Genomic DNA, 16,651 nt, shown 5'->3' with positions numbered 1-16,651 from the left:
GTCTTGTCCGGATTTGTCGACGAGTGTGTAACAGGGGTTAGCAAGGCCATGGCCTGAGGGAATCACCGCGTCATGAACCAGAACGCGCCCCTCCCCCTCGCCCACCTCACCGCCAGCCGCCCCCGTGTGCTGACCCTCGCGCAGCTGCGCGAGCACGGAGTCAGGGCCTCCGAGGCCGCCGGCCGGCCGTGGCAGCAGGTGCTGCCCGGGGTGTTCCTGCTGCACACCGGGCCCGCGACGAGCGAGGAGCGCCTCCACGCCGCCCTCCTGTACGCGGGCCGGCGCGGCAACGGCGAGGCCATGATCACCGGGCTGGCCGCACTCGCGCTCTACCGCTTCGCCTCCACCCCCGCCCTGCTCTCCCTCGCGTACATCGACGTCCTCGTCCCGAACACCCGCCGACTGCGCTCGACCGGCGACGTGCGCATCGTGCGCGCCCACACCCCGCCCCGCCCGCTGGAGGTCACCGGGGTGCCCGTGGCACCGGTGGCACGGGCCGTCGCCGACGCCGTCGCCCAGCTCGAAGACGCCGACGCGGTGCGCCGCGTCCTCGGCGAGGCCGTCCGGGGCGGCCACTGCGAACCGGCTGCCGTCGTAAGGGAGCTGACGGTGGCCCGGCTGCTGAACCGGCCGCACGTGGTCGAGGCCGTCGAGGGCCTGCTCGCCGAGGGCCGGACCATCGCGGAGGAGCGGCTGTACCAGCTCGTACGGGGCCACGAGCTCCCCGAGCCGGTCTGGAACGTGGACCTGCGGCTGCCCGGCGGCCCGCACCTGGGCGGGGTGGACGCGTACTGGCCCGAGCAGGCCGTGGCCGTCGAGATCGACACCCGGGCCCCGCGCCAGGGCGAGGACGAGGACTGGGCCGAGACCGTCCGCAAGCGGGACGCCCTGGAACGGCTCGGGGTGACCGTCCTCCACCTGACCCCGCGCAAGCTGCGGGACTGGCCCGAGCAGCAGGCCGCGGTCGTCCGGACCGCCCTGGCCGCGGCCTGCGACCGCGAGGCCGCCGCCTACCTCGTCGTCCTGCCCCGGTGAGGCCGGTCGGCCGCCCCACCGGGAACCGCCGGGACGGCCGGGTTCGCCGGGGAGTACTCCGGAGCGCTCCACAGCAGCCGCCCCGGATGCAGGCTCTCCACCACCGACTCCACCCGGAACCGGACGCTACGGCTCCCGTCGGCCCCGAACTCGGTCCGGGCCCGCCCGCTCAGCTGGAGCAGCCCGCCGCCCTCCCAGTCGGGGAAGAGCAGTCCGGCCCGGTCGTCGACGGCCAGGTTGCCCAGGGTCAGGAACATCGCGTTGCCCGGATAGTCCGGCCAGCGCAGCCCGGTGGGCGAGAGCACCTCCACGAAGCCCGGCATCCCGCCCCGGTGGCTCGCGTCGGCTCCGCCCGCGCCGGCGGTGGTGGCCACGAAGAAGGTGTCGGCGGCGCGCACGGCCCGCTCCTGGTCCGGGGTGAGCGCCGAGGAGCGCCGTACGACCCCGGGCCCCTCGGCCGCCAGGGTCAGCGGCTGCCGCTTCTGCAGGTATTTCGGGCAGTTGGAGAAGACCTCCTCGGCGGCCACCGCGAAGCCCCCGGGGGTCACGGCGAGGGTTCCGTTGAGCCGCATCCGGCGCCGGGTGCGCGGGTCGAGGGCGATCGTGCCGACCCGGGTGCCGTCGGCGGCCAGCGCGCCGGCGAGGGGGTCCCCGTCCGGCAGGCCGCCGCGGACCGCGATCCGGTCCGGTCCGGTGGCCCGTGCGAACCCGGGCGCGCCGGTGAGCAGCGAGGCCCACATCCGCCCCGCGCCGTCGGCGGCGCCGACGACGAGGTGGGGCTGGAGGGCGAGGAAGGCGGCCGCCACGTCCCGGATGCCCGGGCCGATGGAGCGGCCGACGTGCTCGGCGAGCTCGCGGACGCCGATCCGTTCCTGGACGGCCAGCGAGCCCTGGTGGTACCGGTCCATGACGGCTCCCCTTCTGTGAGGGCCTAGAAGAATCCGCAGGTCGGAGCACCTGCGGTCGGGGCGGGAGCACCCTCGGCACCGGTCGGCACGGAGATCTCCAGCCGGGTGCCGTCCGGGTCGTGGAAGAAGATCCCGCCGGAGGCGGCACCCTCGCGGTGGGCGACGACGCCCTCGTAGGCGAAGTCGACGCCCAGGCCGCGCAGCCGGTCCTCGTACGCCCGGACCTCCTCGATGGCGCCGGCGGAGAAGGCCAGGTGGTGCAGTCCGGCCGCCCGCGGGGCGTACCGGTCGTCCGCCTGCTGCCAGAGGGTGAGGACGAGCTCCCCGTCGTGGCCCAGGAAGGCGAAGCGGCGGCCGTCCTCCTTGCCCTCGCCGAGGAGCCCGAAGCCCAGGGCGTCGCGGTAGAAGGCGAGCGAGCGGTCCAGATCGGTGACGTTGAGGCCCACGTGGCCCGTGCGGAGCGTGCTGACAGCGGTCGTCATGAGAGTTCCCCTTCCCGGGGCGTTCCGGATTTTCTAACCTTCTATATTGAGATTAGAGGTTAGAGATCCGGGCGTCAACCGGTCACGTACCCTTGAGGGGTTAGCGGCGCGAGGAGGCGGACATGACGGCAGTACCGACGACGGACCCCCGTCCGCTCACCGGAGAGCCGGTCTCCCTCGACCTGCTGAACACGCGCTGGATGCGGGAGGGCGAACTCGCCGACCTCTTCGCCGGGGCCTTCGGGCTGAGCCGGCTGGAGGGACTGGCCCTGTGGCTGGAGAGCGCGGGCCTGGCCGGGCGCTTCCGCGCCGACAAGTCGACCCTGGTCCACCTGCTCACCGCGCGCGAGGCGCTGGCCCGCGCCGTCGCGGACCCGGCCGACGCCTCCGCCCGCGAGCTGGTCGACGCCGTACTGGAGCACGGCCGCATCCGGGCCACCCTGACCGCCGAAGGCCCCGGCGAGCGCGCCGAGTTCGACGACCCCTCGTGGGGACCGGCCTGGACCGCGGCCCGGGACTACCTCGGCCTGCTGGGCTCGGCGCCGGACCGGATCCGCAAGTGCGCCTCGGAGACGTGCGTGCTGCACTTCCACGACACCTCGCGCAACGGCACCCGGCGCTGGTGCTCGATGGCCGCCTGCGGAAACCGCGCCAAGGCCTCGCGCCACTACGCGCGCACGCGCGAGCGCTGAACGCCCGGAATCTGTCACACCCGGGGCACGAACCGGCCGCGGCACGCCGCTGTCCCACGGCCTGTAAGTCGATAAATCCACTACCCGACCGACGCGAGTCGCCCGGCCTTGCCCCGACATGTTCCCGATGGCGGAAACTCCACCCTGGCGAGTGTCCGCCATGTCAGGTCTCGGTCAATGACAACCCTCCCCAAACAGCTGTCACTTGCGCAAAGCTGACCGGTCATCCGGCACCGAAATCCGGACCGTATCGATCTCTAGCCAGGGATGCTGATGACCCTCGAATCCCCCAGCACCACCGGGGCCATACCCGGCGCCCGGCGCGCGGCGCGCGTCGCGGCGGCCGCGGGCCTGGTGGCCGCGCTCTGCGCCACCGGCGCCGTACCCGTCTTCGCGGCGACCGGCGACAACCCGTCGGCCCCGGCTCCGGCCAAGTCGGCCGACCAGAAGCTCGGTTCGGCGGACGCCGAACTGCTTCAGGAGGCCAAGGCCAAGGGTGACGCGACCGTCACCGTCATGGTCGCGACCGCGCCGGGCCAGACCAAGCAGGTCTCCGACCAGCTGCACGCCGTCCAGGGTGCTTCGGTGGGCCAGACGTACGACAAGCTCGGCTACGTCCGCGCCACCCTCCCGACCGACAAGGCGGAGGCGGCGCTGAAGGCGGCCGCCAAGCTGGAGTCGGTGCACGGCATGGACCTCAAGCAGGAGATCCAGCTGCCGGACCCGCGCCCCGATTCGGGCAAGGACGGCGCCGGCAAGAAGACCGCCGCCGAGACCTACCCCGGTCCGGACAGGAACACCCCGGCGAAGAACCCGTACAACCCGTCCTTCGAGACCGGTGCGGTGGACTTCGTCCAGAAGAACCCGCAGGCCGACGGCCGCGGCGTCACCATCGGCATCCTGGACTCCGGCGTCGACATCGCCCACCCGGCGCTGCAGAAGACCACCACCGGCGAGCGCAAGATCGTCGACTGGGTCACCGCGACCGACCCGATCCTGGACAACGACGCCACCTGGCGCCCCCAGGTCACCCCGGTCACCTCCACCGGCGGCAGCTTCACCGCGGGCGGCCAGAGCTGGAAGGCCCCCGAGGGCACCTTCCAGTGGAGCCGCTTCAGCGAGTCGATCACCGCCACCGGTGACATGAAGGGCGACGTCAACCGGGACGGCGACACCACCGACAAGTTCGGCATGCTGTACGACCCGGTGGCCGGCACCGTCCGCGTGGACACCGACCAGGACGGCGACTTCACCAACAACGAGCCGATGAAGCCGTACAAGGACGGCTACCAGATCGGCTACTTCGGCACGGACAACCCGGCGACCGACGTCGCCGAGCGGATCCCCTTCGTGATCCAGATCCGCAAGGACGTCCCGATGGACCCGTTCGGCGGGGACTGGGTCGGCAAGAAGGCCGACTTCGTCAACATCGGCATCATCGAGTCCGAGCACGGCACGCACGTCGCCGGCATCACCGCCGCCAACAGCCTCTTCGGCGGCAAGATGAACGGCGAGGCGCCCGGCGCGAAGATCGTCTCCTCGCGCGCCTGCTCCTGGTCCGGCGGCTGCACCAACATCGCGCTGACCGAGGGCATGATCGACCTCGTCGTCAACCGCGGCGTCGACATCGTCAACATGTCGATCGGCGGTCTCCCGGCGCTGAACGACGGCAACAACGCCCGTTCCGAGCTGTACAAGAACCTCATCGACACCTACGGCGTCCAGCTCGTCATCTCGGCGGGCAACGAGGGCCCCGGTGTCAACACCATCGGCGACCCCGGCCTCGCCGACAAGGTCATCTCGGTGGGCGCCGCGGTCTCCAAGGAGACCTGGGCCGCCAACTACGGCTCCGGCGTGACCAAGAAGTACAACATGTTCCCCTTCTCCTCGCGCGGTCCGCGTGAGGACGGCGGGTTCACGCCGACCATCACCGCCCCCGGCGCGGCCATCAACACCACCCAGACCTGGCTGCCCGGCAGCCCGGTCAAGGAGGCGGGCTACTCCCTGCCGGCCGGCTACTCGATGCTCCAGGGCACCTCGATGTCCTCGCCGCAGGCGGCGGGCGCCAGCGCCCTGCTGATCTCGGCCGCCAAGCAGGCGAAGATCGCCCTGCCCCCGGCCAACCTGCGCGTGGCGCTGACCAGCACCGCGAAGAAGATCGACGGCGTCCCGGCGCACGCCCAGGGCGCGGGCCTCATCGACATCAACAAGGCGTGGGAGTCCATCCAGCGCGGCGCCAAGGCCAACGAGTTCACGGTCAAGGCCCCCGTCGACACCGCGCTCGACCAGTTCCTGAAGACCCCGGGCTTCGGCACCGGCCTCTACGACCGCGAGGGCGGCCTGAAGGTCGGCCAGAAGAAGGTCTACGACGTCGTCGTCACCCGCACCACCGGCCCGAAGTACGGCACCCGCCACAACCTGAGCTGGCGCAACAACGACGGCACCTTCAAGGTCGTCGGCGGTGGCGGCTACGACTACGTCACCCTGCCGCTGAACAAGCCCGTCACCATCAAGGTCGAGGCCAACGTCAAGTCGGCCGGCGTCCACAGCGGCATCCTGCAGCTCGACGACCCGACCACCGAGGGCATCGACAAGCAGATCCTGGCCACGGTCGTCGCCTCCACCCCGCTGGCGCAGCCGTCCTTCGCGCTCTCGGACACCTCCTCCGTCCAGCGCAACAGCCACAAGTCGTACTTCGTGACGGTCCCGCAGGGCGCCAAGACCCTCGAGGTCGCGCTCGGCGGTCTCGCCGCGGGCAGCCAGACGCGCTTCATCTCGATCCACCCGTACGGCACGGGCGTCGAGGACAGCGCCACCACCCAGTGCTACCCGAACTACGACAACCCGGCCAACAAGTGCCGCCCCGACCTGCGCTCGTACGACAACCCGCAGCCGGGCGTCTGGGAGATCGAGGTCGAGTCGCGCCGCACGTCGCCGCTGCTGGACAACCCGTTCAAGCTGGACGTCTCCGTCCTCGGCGCGGGCTTCGACCCGGCCGTCAAGGTCCTCCCCGAGGTCAAGCAGGGCACCCCGGCCCCGGTCCAGTGGACCGTGAAGAACACCGGCGCCGCCATCTCCGGCGGCAAGCTCCAGGGCGGCCCGCTCGGCTCCGCGAAGGTCGACAAGCCGACCATCGCGGCCGGCGAGACCAAGACCACCGAGGTCACCGTCGGTGAGGGCGTCTCCCGTCTGGACGTGGCCATCAACCACACCTCCGACGCCGGCGCCGACCTCGACCTCGAGGTCTACAAGGACGGCGTGAAGGTCGCCTCCTCGGCCGACGGCGACTCCGACGAGTCCGTGAGCATCGACAAGCCCGCCGCCGGCACCTACACCGTCAAGGTCATCGGCTACGCGGTCCCGTCCGGCTCCACCACGTACGACTACCGTGACGTCTACTTCTCGTCCGCCCTGGGCACCGTCCAGGTCGACGCGGCCGCCGCGGTCAACCTCGCCAACGGCGCCTCCGCGCAGGTCTCGGCGAACGTCCTGGTCTCCAGCGCGGCCCCCGAGGGCCGTCAGTTCTTCGGCCAGGTCCAGCTGCTCAACGGCCGCGGCACCGCCGCCGGCACCGGCAGCGTGCAGATCGACAAGGTCACCCCGTAAGGGCGTGAGCTGAAGGCATGACGAAGGGGCGGGTGCTCGACGAGCACCCGCCCCTTCCGCATGTGATCCGGTTTCCGGTGTTCTGGTTCCTGGTGCGCCGCGTTCGGACAACGATCACGACTGAACGGACACCAACCGCCCGCGACCAGGCAAAACGGACCGTCGGCCGCCCTGGAACACGGCCGTCACGGACTCGCCACCGGGGTTCACGGGTCCGACACTGTCCGCACCTCGGACAATGGATTGGACAAGCCTCGTGGGGTCGAACGCATGATGGCTTCACGCGCGCCCGCGTCCACGTATCGAAGGAGTCACCGTGAGGGTCGGAATCGTCGGAGCCACCGGACAGGTCGGCGGAGTCATGCGCAGCATCCTCGCCGAGCGGAAGTTCCCGGTCGACGAGCTGCGGCTCTTCGCCTCGGCCCGCTCCGCCGGCACGACCCTGGAGTGGCAGGGCCGCGAGATCACCATCGAGGACGCTTCCACGGCCGACTACTCCGGCCTGGACATCGTGCTCTTCTCCGCGGGCGGCGCGACCTCCAGGGCCCTCGCCGAGAAGGTCGCCTCCCAGGGCGCCGTCGTGATCGACAACTCCTCCGCCTGGCGCAGCCACCCCGAGGTCCCCCTCGTGGTCTCCGAGGTGAACCCGCACGCGATCAAGAACCGCCCCAAGGGCATCATCGCGAACCCGAACTGCACCACCATGGCCGCGATGCCCGTCCTGCGCCCCCTCCACGAGGAGGCCGGCCTGACCGCGCTCGTCGCCACCACCTACCAGGCCGTCTCCGGCTCCGGCCTGGCCGGCGTGGCCGAGCTCAAGGGCCAGGCCTGCGCGGTCTCCGAGGCCGCCGACCAGCTGACCTTCGACGGCGAGGCGGTGGAGTTCCCCGAGCCGGCCGTCTACAAGCGCCCGATCGCGTACAACGTGGTCCCGCTCGCGGGCAACCTGGTCGACGACGGCAGCTTCGAGACCGACGAGGAGCAGAAGCTCCGCAACGAGTCCCGCAAGATCCTGGAGATCCCCGGGCTCAAGGTCTCCGGCACCTGCGTGCGCGTCCCCGTCTTCTCGGGCCACTCCCTCCAGGTCAACGCCCGCTTCGAGCGCCCGATCGGCGTCGAGCGCGCCTACGAGCTGCTGAAGGACGCCCCGGGCGTCGAGCTGTCCGAGATCCCGACCCCCCTCCAGGCCGCCGGCAAGGACGCCTCGTACGTGGGCCGCATCCGGGTGGACGAGACGGTCGACAACGGCCTCGCGCTGTTCCTCTCCAACGACAACCTCCGCAAGGGCGCGGCGCTGAACGCGGTACAGATCGCGGAGCTCGTGGCCGAGGAGCTGCGCGGCTGACCGTGCCGCTGCGGCCGGAAGGGGCGGTGCCATTGCGGCGCCGCCCCTTCCGCTTGTCCGCCCGTGTTCGCCTCTGGATTACTCCGGCCCGGTGAAGCGGCCCGCATGGAAGGATGGCGGGGCAACGTCACCATCAAAGGAGATGAACGCGTGCCTGGCACGAATCTCACCCGTGAAGAGGCTCAGCAGCGGGCGAAGCTGCTCACCGTCGACTCGTACGAGATCGAACTCGATCTCAGCGGCGCGCAGGAGGGCGGTACCTTCCGGTCCGCGACCACCGTGCGCTTCCAGTCGGCCGAGGCGGGGGCCGGGACCTTCATCGACCTGGTCGCGCCGGCCGTGCACGAGGTCGTGCTGAACGGCACGGCCCTGGACGCCGCCGCCGTCTTCAAGGACTCGCGGATCGCCCTGGACGGCCTCGCCGCCGGGGCCAACGAGCTCCGCGTCGTCGCGGACTGCGCCTACACCAACACCGGCGAGGGCCTGCACCGCTTCGTCGACCCGGTCGACCAGCAGGCGTACCTGTACACCCAGTTCGAGGTGCCGGACGCGCGGCGCGTCTTCGCCAGCTTCGAGCAGCCCGACCTGAAGGCGACGTTCCAGTTCACGGTGACGGCCCCCGAGGGCTGGACGGTCATCTCGAACTCCCCGACACCGGAGCCCGAGGACCGCGTGTGGTCCTTCGAGCCGACCCCGCGCATCTCCTCGTACATCACCGCCCTGATCGTGGGCCCGTACCACGCGGTGCACAGCTCCTACGAGGGCAAGGACGGCCAGGTCGTCCCGCTCGGCATCTACTGCCGCCCCTCGCTGGCCGAGTTCCTCGACGCGGACGCGATCTTCGACGTGACCCGGCAGGGCTTCGACTGGTTCCAGGAGAAGTTCGCGTACGACTACCCGTTCGCCAAGTACGACCAGCTCTTCGTGCCGGAGTTCAACGCGGGCGCGATGGAGAACGCGGGCGCGGTCACCATCCGCGACCAGTACGTCTTCCGGTCGAAGGTGACGGACGCGGCGTACGAGGTGCGCGCCGAGACCATCCTGCACGAGCTCGCGCACATGTGGTTCGGCGACCTGGTCACCATGGAGTGGTGGAACGACCTGTGGCTGAACGAGTCGTTCGCCACCTACACCTCGATCGCCTGCCAGGCCTACGCCGAGGGCTCGAAGTGGCCGCACGCCTGGACCACGTTCGCGAACTCCATGAAGACCTGGGCGTACCGGCAGGACCAGCTGCCGTCCACGCACCCGATCATGGCCGACATCCGCGACCTGGACGACGTCCTGGTCAACTTCGACGGCATCACGTACGCCAAGGGTGCCTCGGTGCTCAAGCAGCTCGTCGCGTACGTCGGCATGGACGCCTTCTTCAAGGGCGTGCAGGCGTACTTCAAGGCGCACGCGTTCGGCAACACGCGCCTGTCGGACCTGCTGGGCGCCCTGGAGGAGACTTCTGGCCGCGACCTGACCGCCTGGTCGAAGGCGTGGCTGGAGACGGCCGGCATCAACGTGCTGCGGCCGGAGGTCGAGACGGACGCCGACGGCGTCGTCTCCTCCTTCGCCGTGCGGCAGGAGGCCCCGGCCCTGCCGGCGGGCGCCAAGGGCGAGCCCGTACTGCGGCCGCACCGCATCGCCATCGGCCTATACGACCTGGACGGCGGGAAGCTGGTCCGTACGGACCGGATCGAGCTGGACATCGACGGCGAGCTGACGGCCGTGCCGGAGCTGGTCGGGCGTGCCCGTCCGGCGGTGGTCCTGCTCAACGACGACGACCTCTCGTACGCCAAGGTCCGCCTGGACGAGGTCTCGCTGGCCAACGTCACCGCGCACCTGGGCGACTTCACCGAGTCGCTGCCGCGGGCGCTGTGCTGGGCGTCGGCGTGGGACATGACGCGTGACGGCGAACTGGCCACGCGCGACTACCTGGCGCTGGTGCTGTCCGGCATCGGCAAGGAGTCCGACATCGGCGTGGTGCAGTCTCTGCACCGCCAGGTGAAGCTGGCCATCGACCTGTACGCCGACCCGGCGTGGCGGGAGCAGGGCCTGGCCTCCTGGACCGGGGCCACGCTGGAGCACCTGCGCGCGGCCGAGCCGGGCAGCGACCACCAGCTGGCGTGGGCGCGTGCCTTCGCGGCGACGGCGCGCACCGAGGAGCAGCTGGACCTGCTGGGCGCGCTGCTGTCCGGTGCCGAGACGGTCGAGGGCCTGGTCGTGGACACCGAGCTGCGCTGGGCGTTCCTGGAGCGGCTCGCCGCGACGGGGCGCGCCGACGAGGCCGAGATCACGGCGGAGCTGGAGCGGGACGCGACGGCGGCCGGCGAGCGCCACGCGGAGACGGCTCGGGCCGCGCGTCCGACGGCGGAGGCCAAGGCCGAGGCCTGGGCCGCCGTGGTGGACTCCGCCGACCTGCCGAACGCGGTGCAGGAGGCCGTGATCGGCGGCTTCGTCCAGACCGACCAGCGTGAGCTGCTCGCGCCGTACGCGGAGAAGTACTTCGCGGTGGTCAAGGGCATCTGGGAGAGCCGCAGCCACGAGATCGCGCAGCAGATCGCGGTGGGCCTGTACCCGGCGCTCCAGGTGTCCGAGGAGACCCTTGCGGCGACGGACGCCTGGATGGCCTCGGCCGAGCCGAACGCGGCCCTGCGCCGCCTGGTGTCGGAGTCCCGGTCGGGCGTCGAGCGCGCCCTGAAGGCCCAGGCCGCAGACGCGGCAGCGGGAGCCTGACGCTTCCCCCTGGGCCCGCCTCCCCCCTGCGGGGGGGGGCGGGGCCGGGGGCGGTGCCCCGCAGGGCGGGACCTGGACGGCTGGCCGGGGCCGGGGGAAGGCGGGGCCGCGGTTCGCCCCAGATCGCTACGCGCTCCTCATTTCCCAGCGTCCGGCGGCCGCCCGGGGCTGATACCTGCACCAAAGGACGATCAGACCGCCCTGCGGAGCCTCCAAGCGCGCCAGATCGCTACGCGCTGCCCGGGTCCCGGCGTCTGCGGCCCGTCTGGGGCTGGTCATAAGCGGGCTCGACGTTGGCGACGGCGGTGGTGAACTCGCGGCCGGACGCCTTACGGATGTAGGCCAGTTCCATCCAGCGCTCGACGCCGGTGTCCGAGACGTTCTCGTTGATCACGGCCATCAGCACGCCCTCGACGCCGGACGCAATATCGCGAACGCGACGCCGCAGGAGGCGGCGGGGGACGTACGCGTACGTCTCACTCATCGTCCGGCTCCGTCTGCTCGGGTGCGCTGCGCAGAAACCTCGCCCACCCAGCTGCCGCGCGGGCCAGCAGTCCGGAACTGGGATGGCAGCAGCCCTGCGAATCGGGGCGTTCGTCCGCGCTGTTCATGTTCGTGCGGAGATGATGGGCTGGCAGGCGGACGGGCAGACAGGCCATCGCGTGGCCATCGGTGGTCATGTGGCGGCCACGGCCGGGGATGGACGCGATGACGCCTCAAGCTGGGCCCATGAGTCAACGCAATGACGCACTGCGGGCGGCGAGACTCCGCGTCGGCTGGCGCACCATGGATCAGGCCGCGAAGGGCCTGTCCGAGCACGGGCGGCGGCTTCTCCAGGACCGGCACTTCGATGTGTCACCGCGTACGTGGCGACGTTGGGAAGGTGAGCGGCCGGGCTGGCCGCCGGAGGAGACCGCCATCGTGCTGCATGACGCTCTCGGCCGGTGGCCCGAGGACCTGGGATTCACAACGCCTGCCGGATGGATCCGCCCCGAGGCCCCTCAAGGGGAAGACGTGAACAGAAGACGGTTCGCCACTGTCACCGCCGCCGCACTCGTTCCTGGGCCGATGTCGTCCCAACACGTAGACCCGGCACTGATCGACTATTTCGAGCAGCAGCTCGAAGGGCACTACCGGGCCGACATGTACCTGGGTCCTCACGACCTGATCGGTACCGTGAGCGCGCAGTACCAGCTGATCGACAAACTGATCCGGTCCGCGAGAGGCGAGGTGCGCCGGGGGGCTCCTGCGGGTCGGGGCCGCCTTCGCTGCGCGCGGTTGAGACCCGCTCCGCACGCATGCTCCGTGAACTGATCACACTGGAACGGGCCATGCGGCCATGGCACGATGCACCCGCAGGCCGGGAGCTCACGGAGGTCCTGGCGCCGGTTGGCAAGGGGAGCTGACATGGGCGTACCGAGAGTGCTGTCCGAGCAGGAGCTCGCCGCGGGCCTGGCCGATCTGCCCGGCTGGGAGCGCGAGGGCCACCGGATCACCCGCACCTACGAGATCCGTTACCACGCCGCCGTGGCAGCCATCGTCACCATCGCCGACCGGTCCCGGCGCGTCCAGCACCACGCGGACCTGGACCTCCGCATCGACCACCTGCGGGCTTCCGTCACGACGCACGACGCGGGACACCGGCTCACCGCGGCCGACTTCGACCTCGCCCGCCGTATTGATGCCATCGTCGCCGCCCATCAGGCAATCCCGCTGGACTGACCTGAGGTTCGTGCACCCTACGGCCGGGCGGCGTCGCCTCAGGGGCGGGTGGACGCGGTGGTCCGGAGGGCCTGCAGGACGCGGGAGGTGGTGGGGGAGGTTTCCGCGCCGCGGCGGAGGGCCGCTACGACGTGGCGGGTCGGGTGGTCGTGGGGGAGGACGCGCAGGGCGACGCCCGTCGCGCGGGCCGAGACCATGCGGGGGACGAGGGCCACGCCCATGCCCGCCTCCACCATCGCCAGGATCGCGGTCCAGCCGGACGCCGAGTGCGCCTGCTGCGGGAGGAAGCCCGCCGCCTCGCAGGCGCTGCGGGTGATCTCCGACCAGGGGCCGCTGCCCCCGTAGATCCACCCCTCGCCCGCGAGGTCGGCCAGGCGGACGACGGGGGCGTCCGCCAGGGGGTGGTCCGGGGGGAGGGCCACGTCCAGGGGGTCTTCGAGGAGGGTGATCCGGGTGAAGCGGGCGTCGGCGGTGCCCGGGGGGTGGGCGGCCAGGGAGAGGGCCAGGTCGACGGCTCCGGTGGAGAGCAGGTCGTACGACTCCGCCGCCTCGGTTTCGCGGATGTGGACCTCGATGCCCGGGTGGTCGCGCTTCAGGGCGGCCACGGCCGGGACGACCAGGGACGGGACGGCGGTGGAGAAGGCGCCGACGCGGACCTCGCCGACGTCGCCCGCGAGGTAGCCGGCCAGCTCGGCGTCGGCTCGTTCGAGCTGGGCGAAGACGGCCTCGGTGTGCCGCAGTACGAGGTGGGCCGCGTCGGTGAGGCGGACGCCCCGGCCCTGGGCCTCCAGCAGGATAACGCCCAACAGGCGGGCCAGGTTGGTCAGTTGCTGCGAAACGGCCGAGGGCGTCATGTGCAGCGCCTCGGCCGTGGCGGTCACGGTGCCCCGGTCGGCCAGGGTCCGCAGGATCCGCAGCTTCTTGATGTCCCAGTCGGTCACGGGGTGAAACTACCGGCGGGCCGCGCTGCCCATGGCGACACCGCCCAGGATCAGGGCCATGCAGAGCAGCTGGGCCGGGCCGGTCCGCTCGCCCAGGAGGAGCAGGCCGAGGCCGGCGACGCACACCGGCTGGAGGTAGTAGACGACGCCCGCGCGGGCCGCGCCGATCAGGGAGACGGCCTTGTTCCAGGCGAAGAAGGCGACGGCGGAGGAGAAGACGCCGACGTAGAGGAGCGGGCCGATGGTGGCGGGCGTCGCTTCGAAGCCGCCCTGGACGGTGAGAGAGACGGCGTAGGCGGGGGCCAGCATCAGGGCGCCGAGGACGAAGGCGGTCAGGAGGAAGGCGAGGCCGCCGACCTCGGCGGGCTTGCGCTTGAGGAGCGCGCTGTAGGTGGCGAAGGAGAGGGCGGCGGCGAACATCCACAGGTCGCCGGCGCCGAGGTCGAGGCCCAGGGAGCCGTCACCGACGAGGAGCAGCACTCCGAGGGCCGCCAGCAGCATCCCGAAGGTGCGGCGGGCGCCGAGCCGTTCGCCGCCGAGGCGGGCGTACAGGGCCATGATGACCGGCGAAGCGGCCATGATCATGCCCATGTTGGAGGCGGAGGTGGTCAGGCCGGCCTGGTGGACGAGGGTGTTGTAGAGGGTGACGCCGAAGAGGGTCGCCAGGCTGATGTAGCCGAAGTGCCTGCGGAGCAGGGCCCGCTGCTGCCAGGCCTGGCGGGCGGCGAACGGGGTGACCGCGACGGCGGCGATGATCCAGCGCCAGAAGACGGCCTGGACGGGCGGGACCGTGCCGGCCATGCCGCGGGTGGCGACGAAGCTGCCGGACCAGACGACCGTGGCCAGCAGGGCGAGGAGTACACCGAGTCCCACGGCCCCCTTCTTCCCGGTGCTGCTCGTGGTCTGCTGCCGGTCCTCTCGAGGTGTGGTCCGGGCGCGGTCCGTGACGGCCACTTCTTGGGTCCCCTTCCGGGCGGTGGTGGGTGTGGTGGGATCACCGTCGCATCCCTGACCGTCCAGGTCCATCGAAAGATTTCGACGGGTTGGTTCAGGGGAAATGAAGAGTCCCCGGGGAGGTCGGGGGCCGACCTCTCCGGGGACCTGGGGAGGGGGGTGAAAGGGGTGAGGGGGTGAGGGGGCGCTTGGCAGCGGGTGGGGTCTCAGGCAACTTGGACCTTGGGGGCTTCGGCCTGGGGGGCCTGGGGCTGGAGGGTCTCCGCCTTGGCCGGGTCCGCCTTCGCGGCGTCCGTCTTCGCCGCGTCCGCCCTTGCCGCGTCCGTCTTCGCTGCGCGGCCCGGGAGCTGGCCGAAGACCGTGGCGCCGAAGGCGATCACCATGCCCAGCACCTGTACGGGGGTCAGCGCCTGGCCCAGGGCGGCCCAGCCGATGACGGCGGCGGTGAGCGGGGAGAGCGGGCCGAGCAGGGTGACCGAGGTGGCGGAGAGCTTGCCGATGCCGCGGAACCAGAGGAGGTAGGCGGCGCCGGTGTTGATCAGCATCATGTAGCCGTAGCCGAGGAAGGCCTTGCCGTCGAGCGCCGGCGGGGCGCCCTCGACCAGGGCGGCGATCGGGATGATGACCAGGCCGCCCGCGGTGAGCTGCCAGCCGGTCACGGCCAGCGGGCCGACGCCCTCGGGGCGTCCCCAGCGCTTGGTCATCACGGTGCCCGCGCCCATGGAGGCCGAGGAGACGATGCCGGCGATGACGCCGACGAGGTCGAGCCGGGCCTGCGAGGTCAGCACCACCATGCTCACGCCGAGCGCGGCGACGACCGCGGCGAGCACGGTCCGCAGCCTGGCCCGCTCCCCCAGCAGGAGGGCGGCCAGTCCGACGACGAACAGCGGGCCCGCGGATCCCAGGACGGCGGCGACGCCGCCGGGGAGGCGGTAGGCGGCGAGGAAGAGGAGCGGGAAGAAGGCGCCGATGTTGAGGGTGCCGAGGACCGCCGACTTCCACCACCAGGCGCCCTTGGGCAGGGTCCGGGAGAGGGCGACCAGCAGGAGACCGGCGGGCAGGGCCCGCATGGCGCCGGTGAAGAGCGGCCGGTCCGGCGGCAGCAGCTCACTGGCGACGAAATAGGTCGAGCCCCAGGAGACGGGGGCGAGTGCGGTCAGGACGATCGTGGTGACACGGTTCACGGTCACTCCTCGGGCAGGGCGCGGGCGGCGGCTTGGGAGGCGACCTACCCGGGGGCCCGTCCCGGCCTCCCCGAGTAGGTCGCTCGTAAGTAGCTTAGCACTAAGCTACTTTTAAGCAAGCTACTTTCTTGTGGGCGACTAACCGGAACCCGGATACTTGCGGGTATGACCGCACTGAAGAAGGACACTGCCCCGGACGCCGTCGACGCGATCACCGACCAGTGGTACGCGGTGCGCCCCGACCTGGACACCACGCCGATGGCCGTCTTCGGCCGGATCTACCGGATCTCCAAGGCCATGGGGGACGCGGTGGAGCGGGTGTACAACCGCCACGGGGTGTCCCGCGGGGAGTTCGACGTCATCGCCACGCTGCGGCGGTCGGGGAGCCCGTTCACACTCTCGCCCCGCGAGCTGTCGGCCACGCTGATGCTCACGACGGGCGGTATGACCGGGCGGCTGGACAAGCTGGAGAAGGCCGGGCTGCTGACCCGCAGCCCCGACCCGCACGACCGGCGCGGGCTCCAGGTGACGCTCACCGAGCGCGGGCTGGCCCTGGTGGACAAGGCGGTCACCGCCGGCATCGAGGTGAACCGGGCCGCCCTCGCCGACTTCGCCCCCGAGGAAATCGAGGCGCTCGGCGGGCTGCTGCGCAGGCTCCTCGCCGACATGCCGTGAGGCCGCCGGGACCGGGCACCCCGCGTCCGGGTACGCCAAGGCGCCGGAGGTCGCCACGGGTCCGGCTCAGGCCGGCTCCGCGGACCTCCGGCGCCCGGAAGCGATGGAGTTGTGGGACCGCGCGGGGGGGCGGTTCAGCCCTGGTTCTGCTGCTTGCGCGACTTGTCGCCGATCATCACGAGGCCCGTGATGATCAGGAAGATCACGATCGGCAGGGCCACGTACAGACCGAGCGTCTCGCCGATGCTCAGTCCCGGGCCCGGGTCGTCGCCGTCGTCGCGGGTCAGCGCGAGGGCGGGAGACGTCATCAGCAGCATCATCAGCGCAGTTCCGGCCGAGACGGCGCCGGCGCGCAGAGCGTTCTTCTTGTCCACGGTGCAAAC

General features: G+C 71.5%; 15 protein-coding genes. 8 read left to right on the top strand and 7 right to left on the bottom strand.

The annotated features are described in order from the left end of the window. Window positions 1-72 precede the first annotated feature (72 nt). Window positions 73-1,035 (top strand): hypothetical protein, encoded by a 963-nt coding sequence (locus tag ACFY15_RS21170; RefSeq protein ID WP_390691054.1) that lies wholly within the window; start codon window positions 73-75, stop codon window positions 1,033-1,035. Here ACFY15_RS21170 and ACFY15_RS21165 read toward each other — a convergent pair. Continuing rightward, complete coding sequence (locus ACFY15_RS21165) at window positions 1,011-1,943, bottom strand: pyridoxamine 5'-phosphate oxidase family protein (RefSeq protein WP_390691053.1); 933 nt, start codon at window positions 1,941-1,943, stop codon at window positions 1,011-1,013. The two genes, ACFY15_RS21170 and ACFY15_RS21165, sit on opposite strands and share 25 nt — an antisense overlap. A 23-nt stretch (window positions 1,944-1,966) precedes the next feature. Beyond that, window positions 1,967-2,425: a VOC family protein gene (locus tag ACFY15_RS21160; protein ID WP_390691052.1), complete on the bottom strand. Its 459-nt coding sequence runs from the start codon at window positions 2,423-2,425 to the stop codon at window positions 1,967-1,969. A gap of 122 nt (window positions 2,426-2,547) precedes the next feature. Between ACFY15_RS21160 and ACFY15_RS21155 the strand changes: the two genes are divergently transcribed. From ACFY15_RS21155 to pepN, 4 genes are all read left to right on the top strand, one after another. After that, complete coding sequence (locus ACFY15_RS21155) at window positions 2,548-3,117, top strand: CGNR zinc finger domain-containing protein (protein ID WP_390691051.1); 570 nt, start codon at window positions 2,548-2,550, stop codon at window positions 3,115-3,117. 273 nt (window positions 3,118-3,390) lie between these two features. After that, window positions 3,391-6,723 (top strand): S8 family serine peptidase, encoded by a 3,333-nt coding sequence (locus tag ACFY15_RS21150; RefSeq protein ID WP_390691050.1) that lies wholly within the window; start codon window positions 3,391-3,393, stop codon window positions 6,721-6,723. A 316-nt stretch (window positions 6,724-7,039) separates the two neighbouring features. Continuing rightward, entirely contained in the window at window positions 7,040-8,068 is a 1,029-nt protein-coding gene (locus ACFY15_RS21145) for an aspartate-semialdehyde dehydrogenase (RefSeq protein WP_390691049.1), read from the top strand. Window positions 8,069-8,218: 150 nt separating this feature from the next. Then, on the top strand, window positions 8,219-10,792 hold the full coding sequence (gene pepN, locus ACFY15_RS21140; protein ID WP_390825930.1) for an aminopeptidase N: 2,574 nt from the start codon (window positions 8,219-8,221) through the stop codon (window positions 10,790-10,792). A 229-nt stretch (window positions 10,793-11,021) separates the two neighbouring features. Here the strand turns inward: pepN and ACFY15_RS21135 are convergent, their stop codons facing one another. Further along, entirely contained in the window at window positions 11,022-11,276 is a 255-nt protein-coding gene (locus tag ACFY15_RS21135; protein WP_390825929.1) for a hypothetical protein, read from the bottom strand. Between the two features lie 245 nt (window positions 11,277-11,521). Here ACFY15_RS21135 and ACFY15_RS21130 point away from each other — a divergent pair, with 245 nt between their 5' ends. Both ACFY15_RS21130 and ACFY15_RS21125 read left to right on the top strand, forming a co-directional pair. Beyond that, window positions 11,522-12,106, top strand: a complete 585-nt coding sequence (locus ACFY15_RS21130) for a hypothetical protein (protein ID WP_390825928.1) — start codon at window positions 11,522-11,524, stop codon at window positions 12,104-12,106. A 93-nt stretch (window positions 12,107-12,199) separates the two neighbouring features. Further along, a complete protein-coding gene (locus ACFY15_RS21125) occupies window positions 12,200-12,514 on the top strand; it encodes a 4a-hydroxytetrahydrobiopterin dehydratase (RefSeq protein ID WP_390825927.1) in 315 nt (104 codons plus the stop codon). A gap of 38 nt (window positions 12,515-12,552) precedes the next feature. Here ACFY15_RS21125 and ACFY15_RS21120 read toward each other — a convergent pair whose 3' ends face one another. The 3 genes from ACFY15_RS21120 to ACFY15_RS21110 form a co-directional block, all read right to left on the bottom strand. Further along, entirely contained in the window at window positions 12,553-13,455 is a 903-nt protein-coding gene (locus ACFY15_RS21120; RefSeq protein WP_390825926.1) for a LysR family transcriptional regulator, read from the bottom strand. A gap of 9 nt (window positions 13,456-13,464) precedes the next feature. Continuing rightward, window positions 13,465-14,409, bottom strand: a complete 945-nt coding sequence (locus tag ACFY15_RS21115; RefSeq protein WP_390825925.1) for a DMT family transporter — start codon at window positions 14,407-14,409, stop codon at window positions 13,465-13,467. A 206-nt stretch (window positions 14,410-14,615) separates the two neighbouring features. Then, window positions 14,616-15,593: an EamA family transporter gene (locus ACFY15_RS21110; RefSeq protein WP_390825924.1), complete on the bottom strand. Its 978-nt coding sequence runs from the start codon at window positions 15,591-15,593 to the stop codon at window positions 14,616-14,618. Between the two features lie 165 nt (window positions 15,594-15,758). Between ACFY15_RS21110 and ACFY15_RS21105 the strand changes: the two genes are divergently transcribed. Then, window positions 15,759-16,268 carry a MarR family winged helix-turn-helix transcriptional regulator gene (locus ACFY15_RS21105; protein ID WP_390687340.1) on the top strand — a complete coding sequence of 170 codons (510 nt, stop codon included), beginning with the start codon at window positions 15,759-15,761 and terminating at the stop codon, window positions 16,266-16,268. 134 nt (window positions 16,269-16,402) lie between these two features. Here ACFY15_RS21105 and ACFY15_RS21100 read toward each other — a convergent pair whose 3' ends face one another. Beyond that, window positions 16,403-16,642, bottom strand: a complete 240-nt coding sequence (locus ACFY15_RS21100) for a hypothetical protein (protein ID WP_390687341.1) — start codon at window positions 16,640-16,642, stop codon at window positions 16,403-16,405. Window positions 16,643-16,651: the final 9 nt, after the last annotated feature.

This window comes from Streptomyces sp. NPDC001373 (assembly GCF_042895815.1).
Classification (GTDB): domain Bacteria; phylum Actinomycetota; class Actinomycetes; order Streptomycetales; family Streptomycetaceae; genus Streptomyces.
The sequence above is the reverse complement of the archived record's forward strand: the minus strand, read 5'-3'. Positions and strand labels throughout refer to the sequence as shown.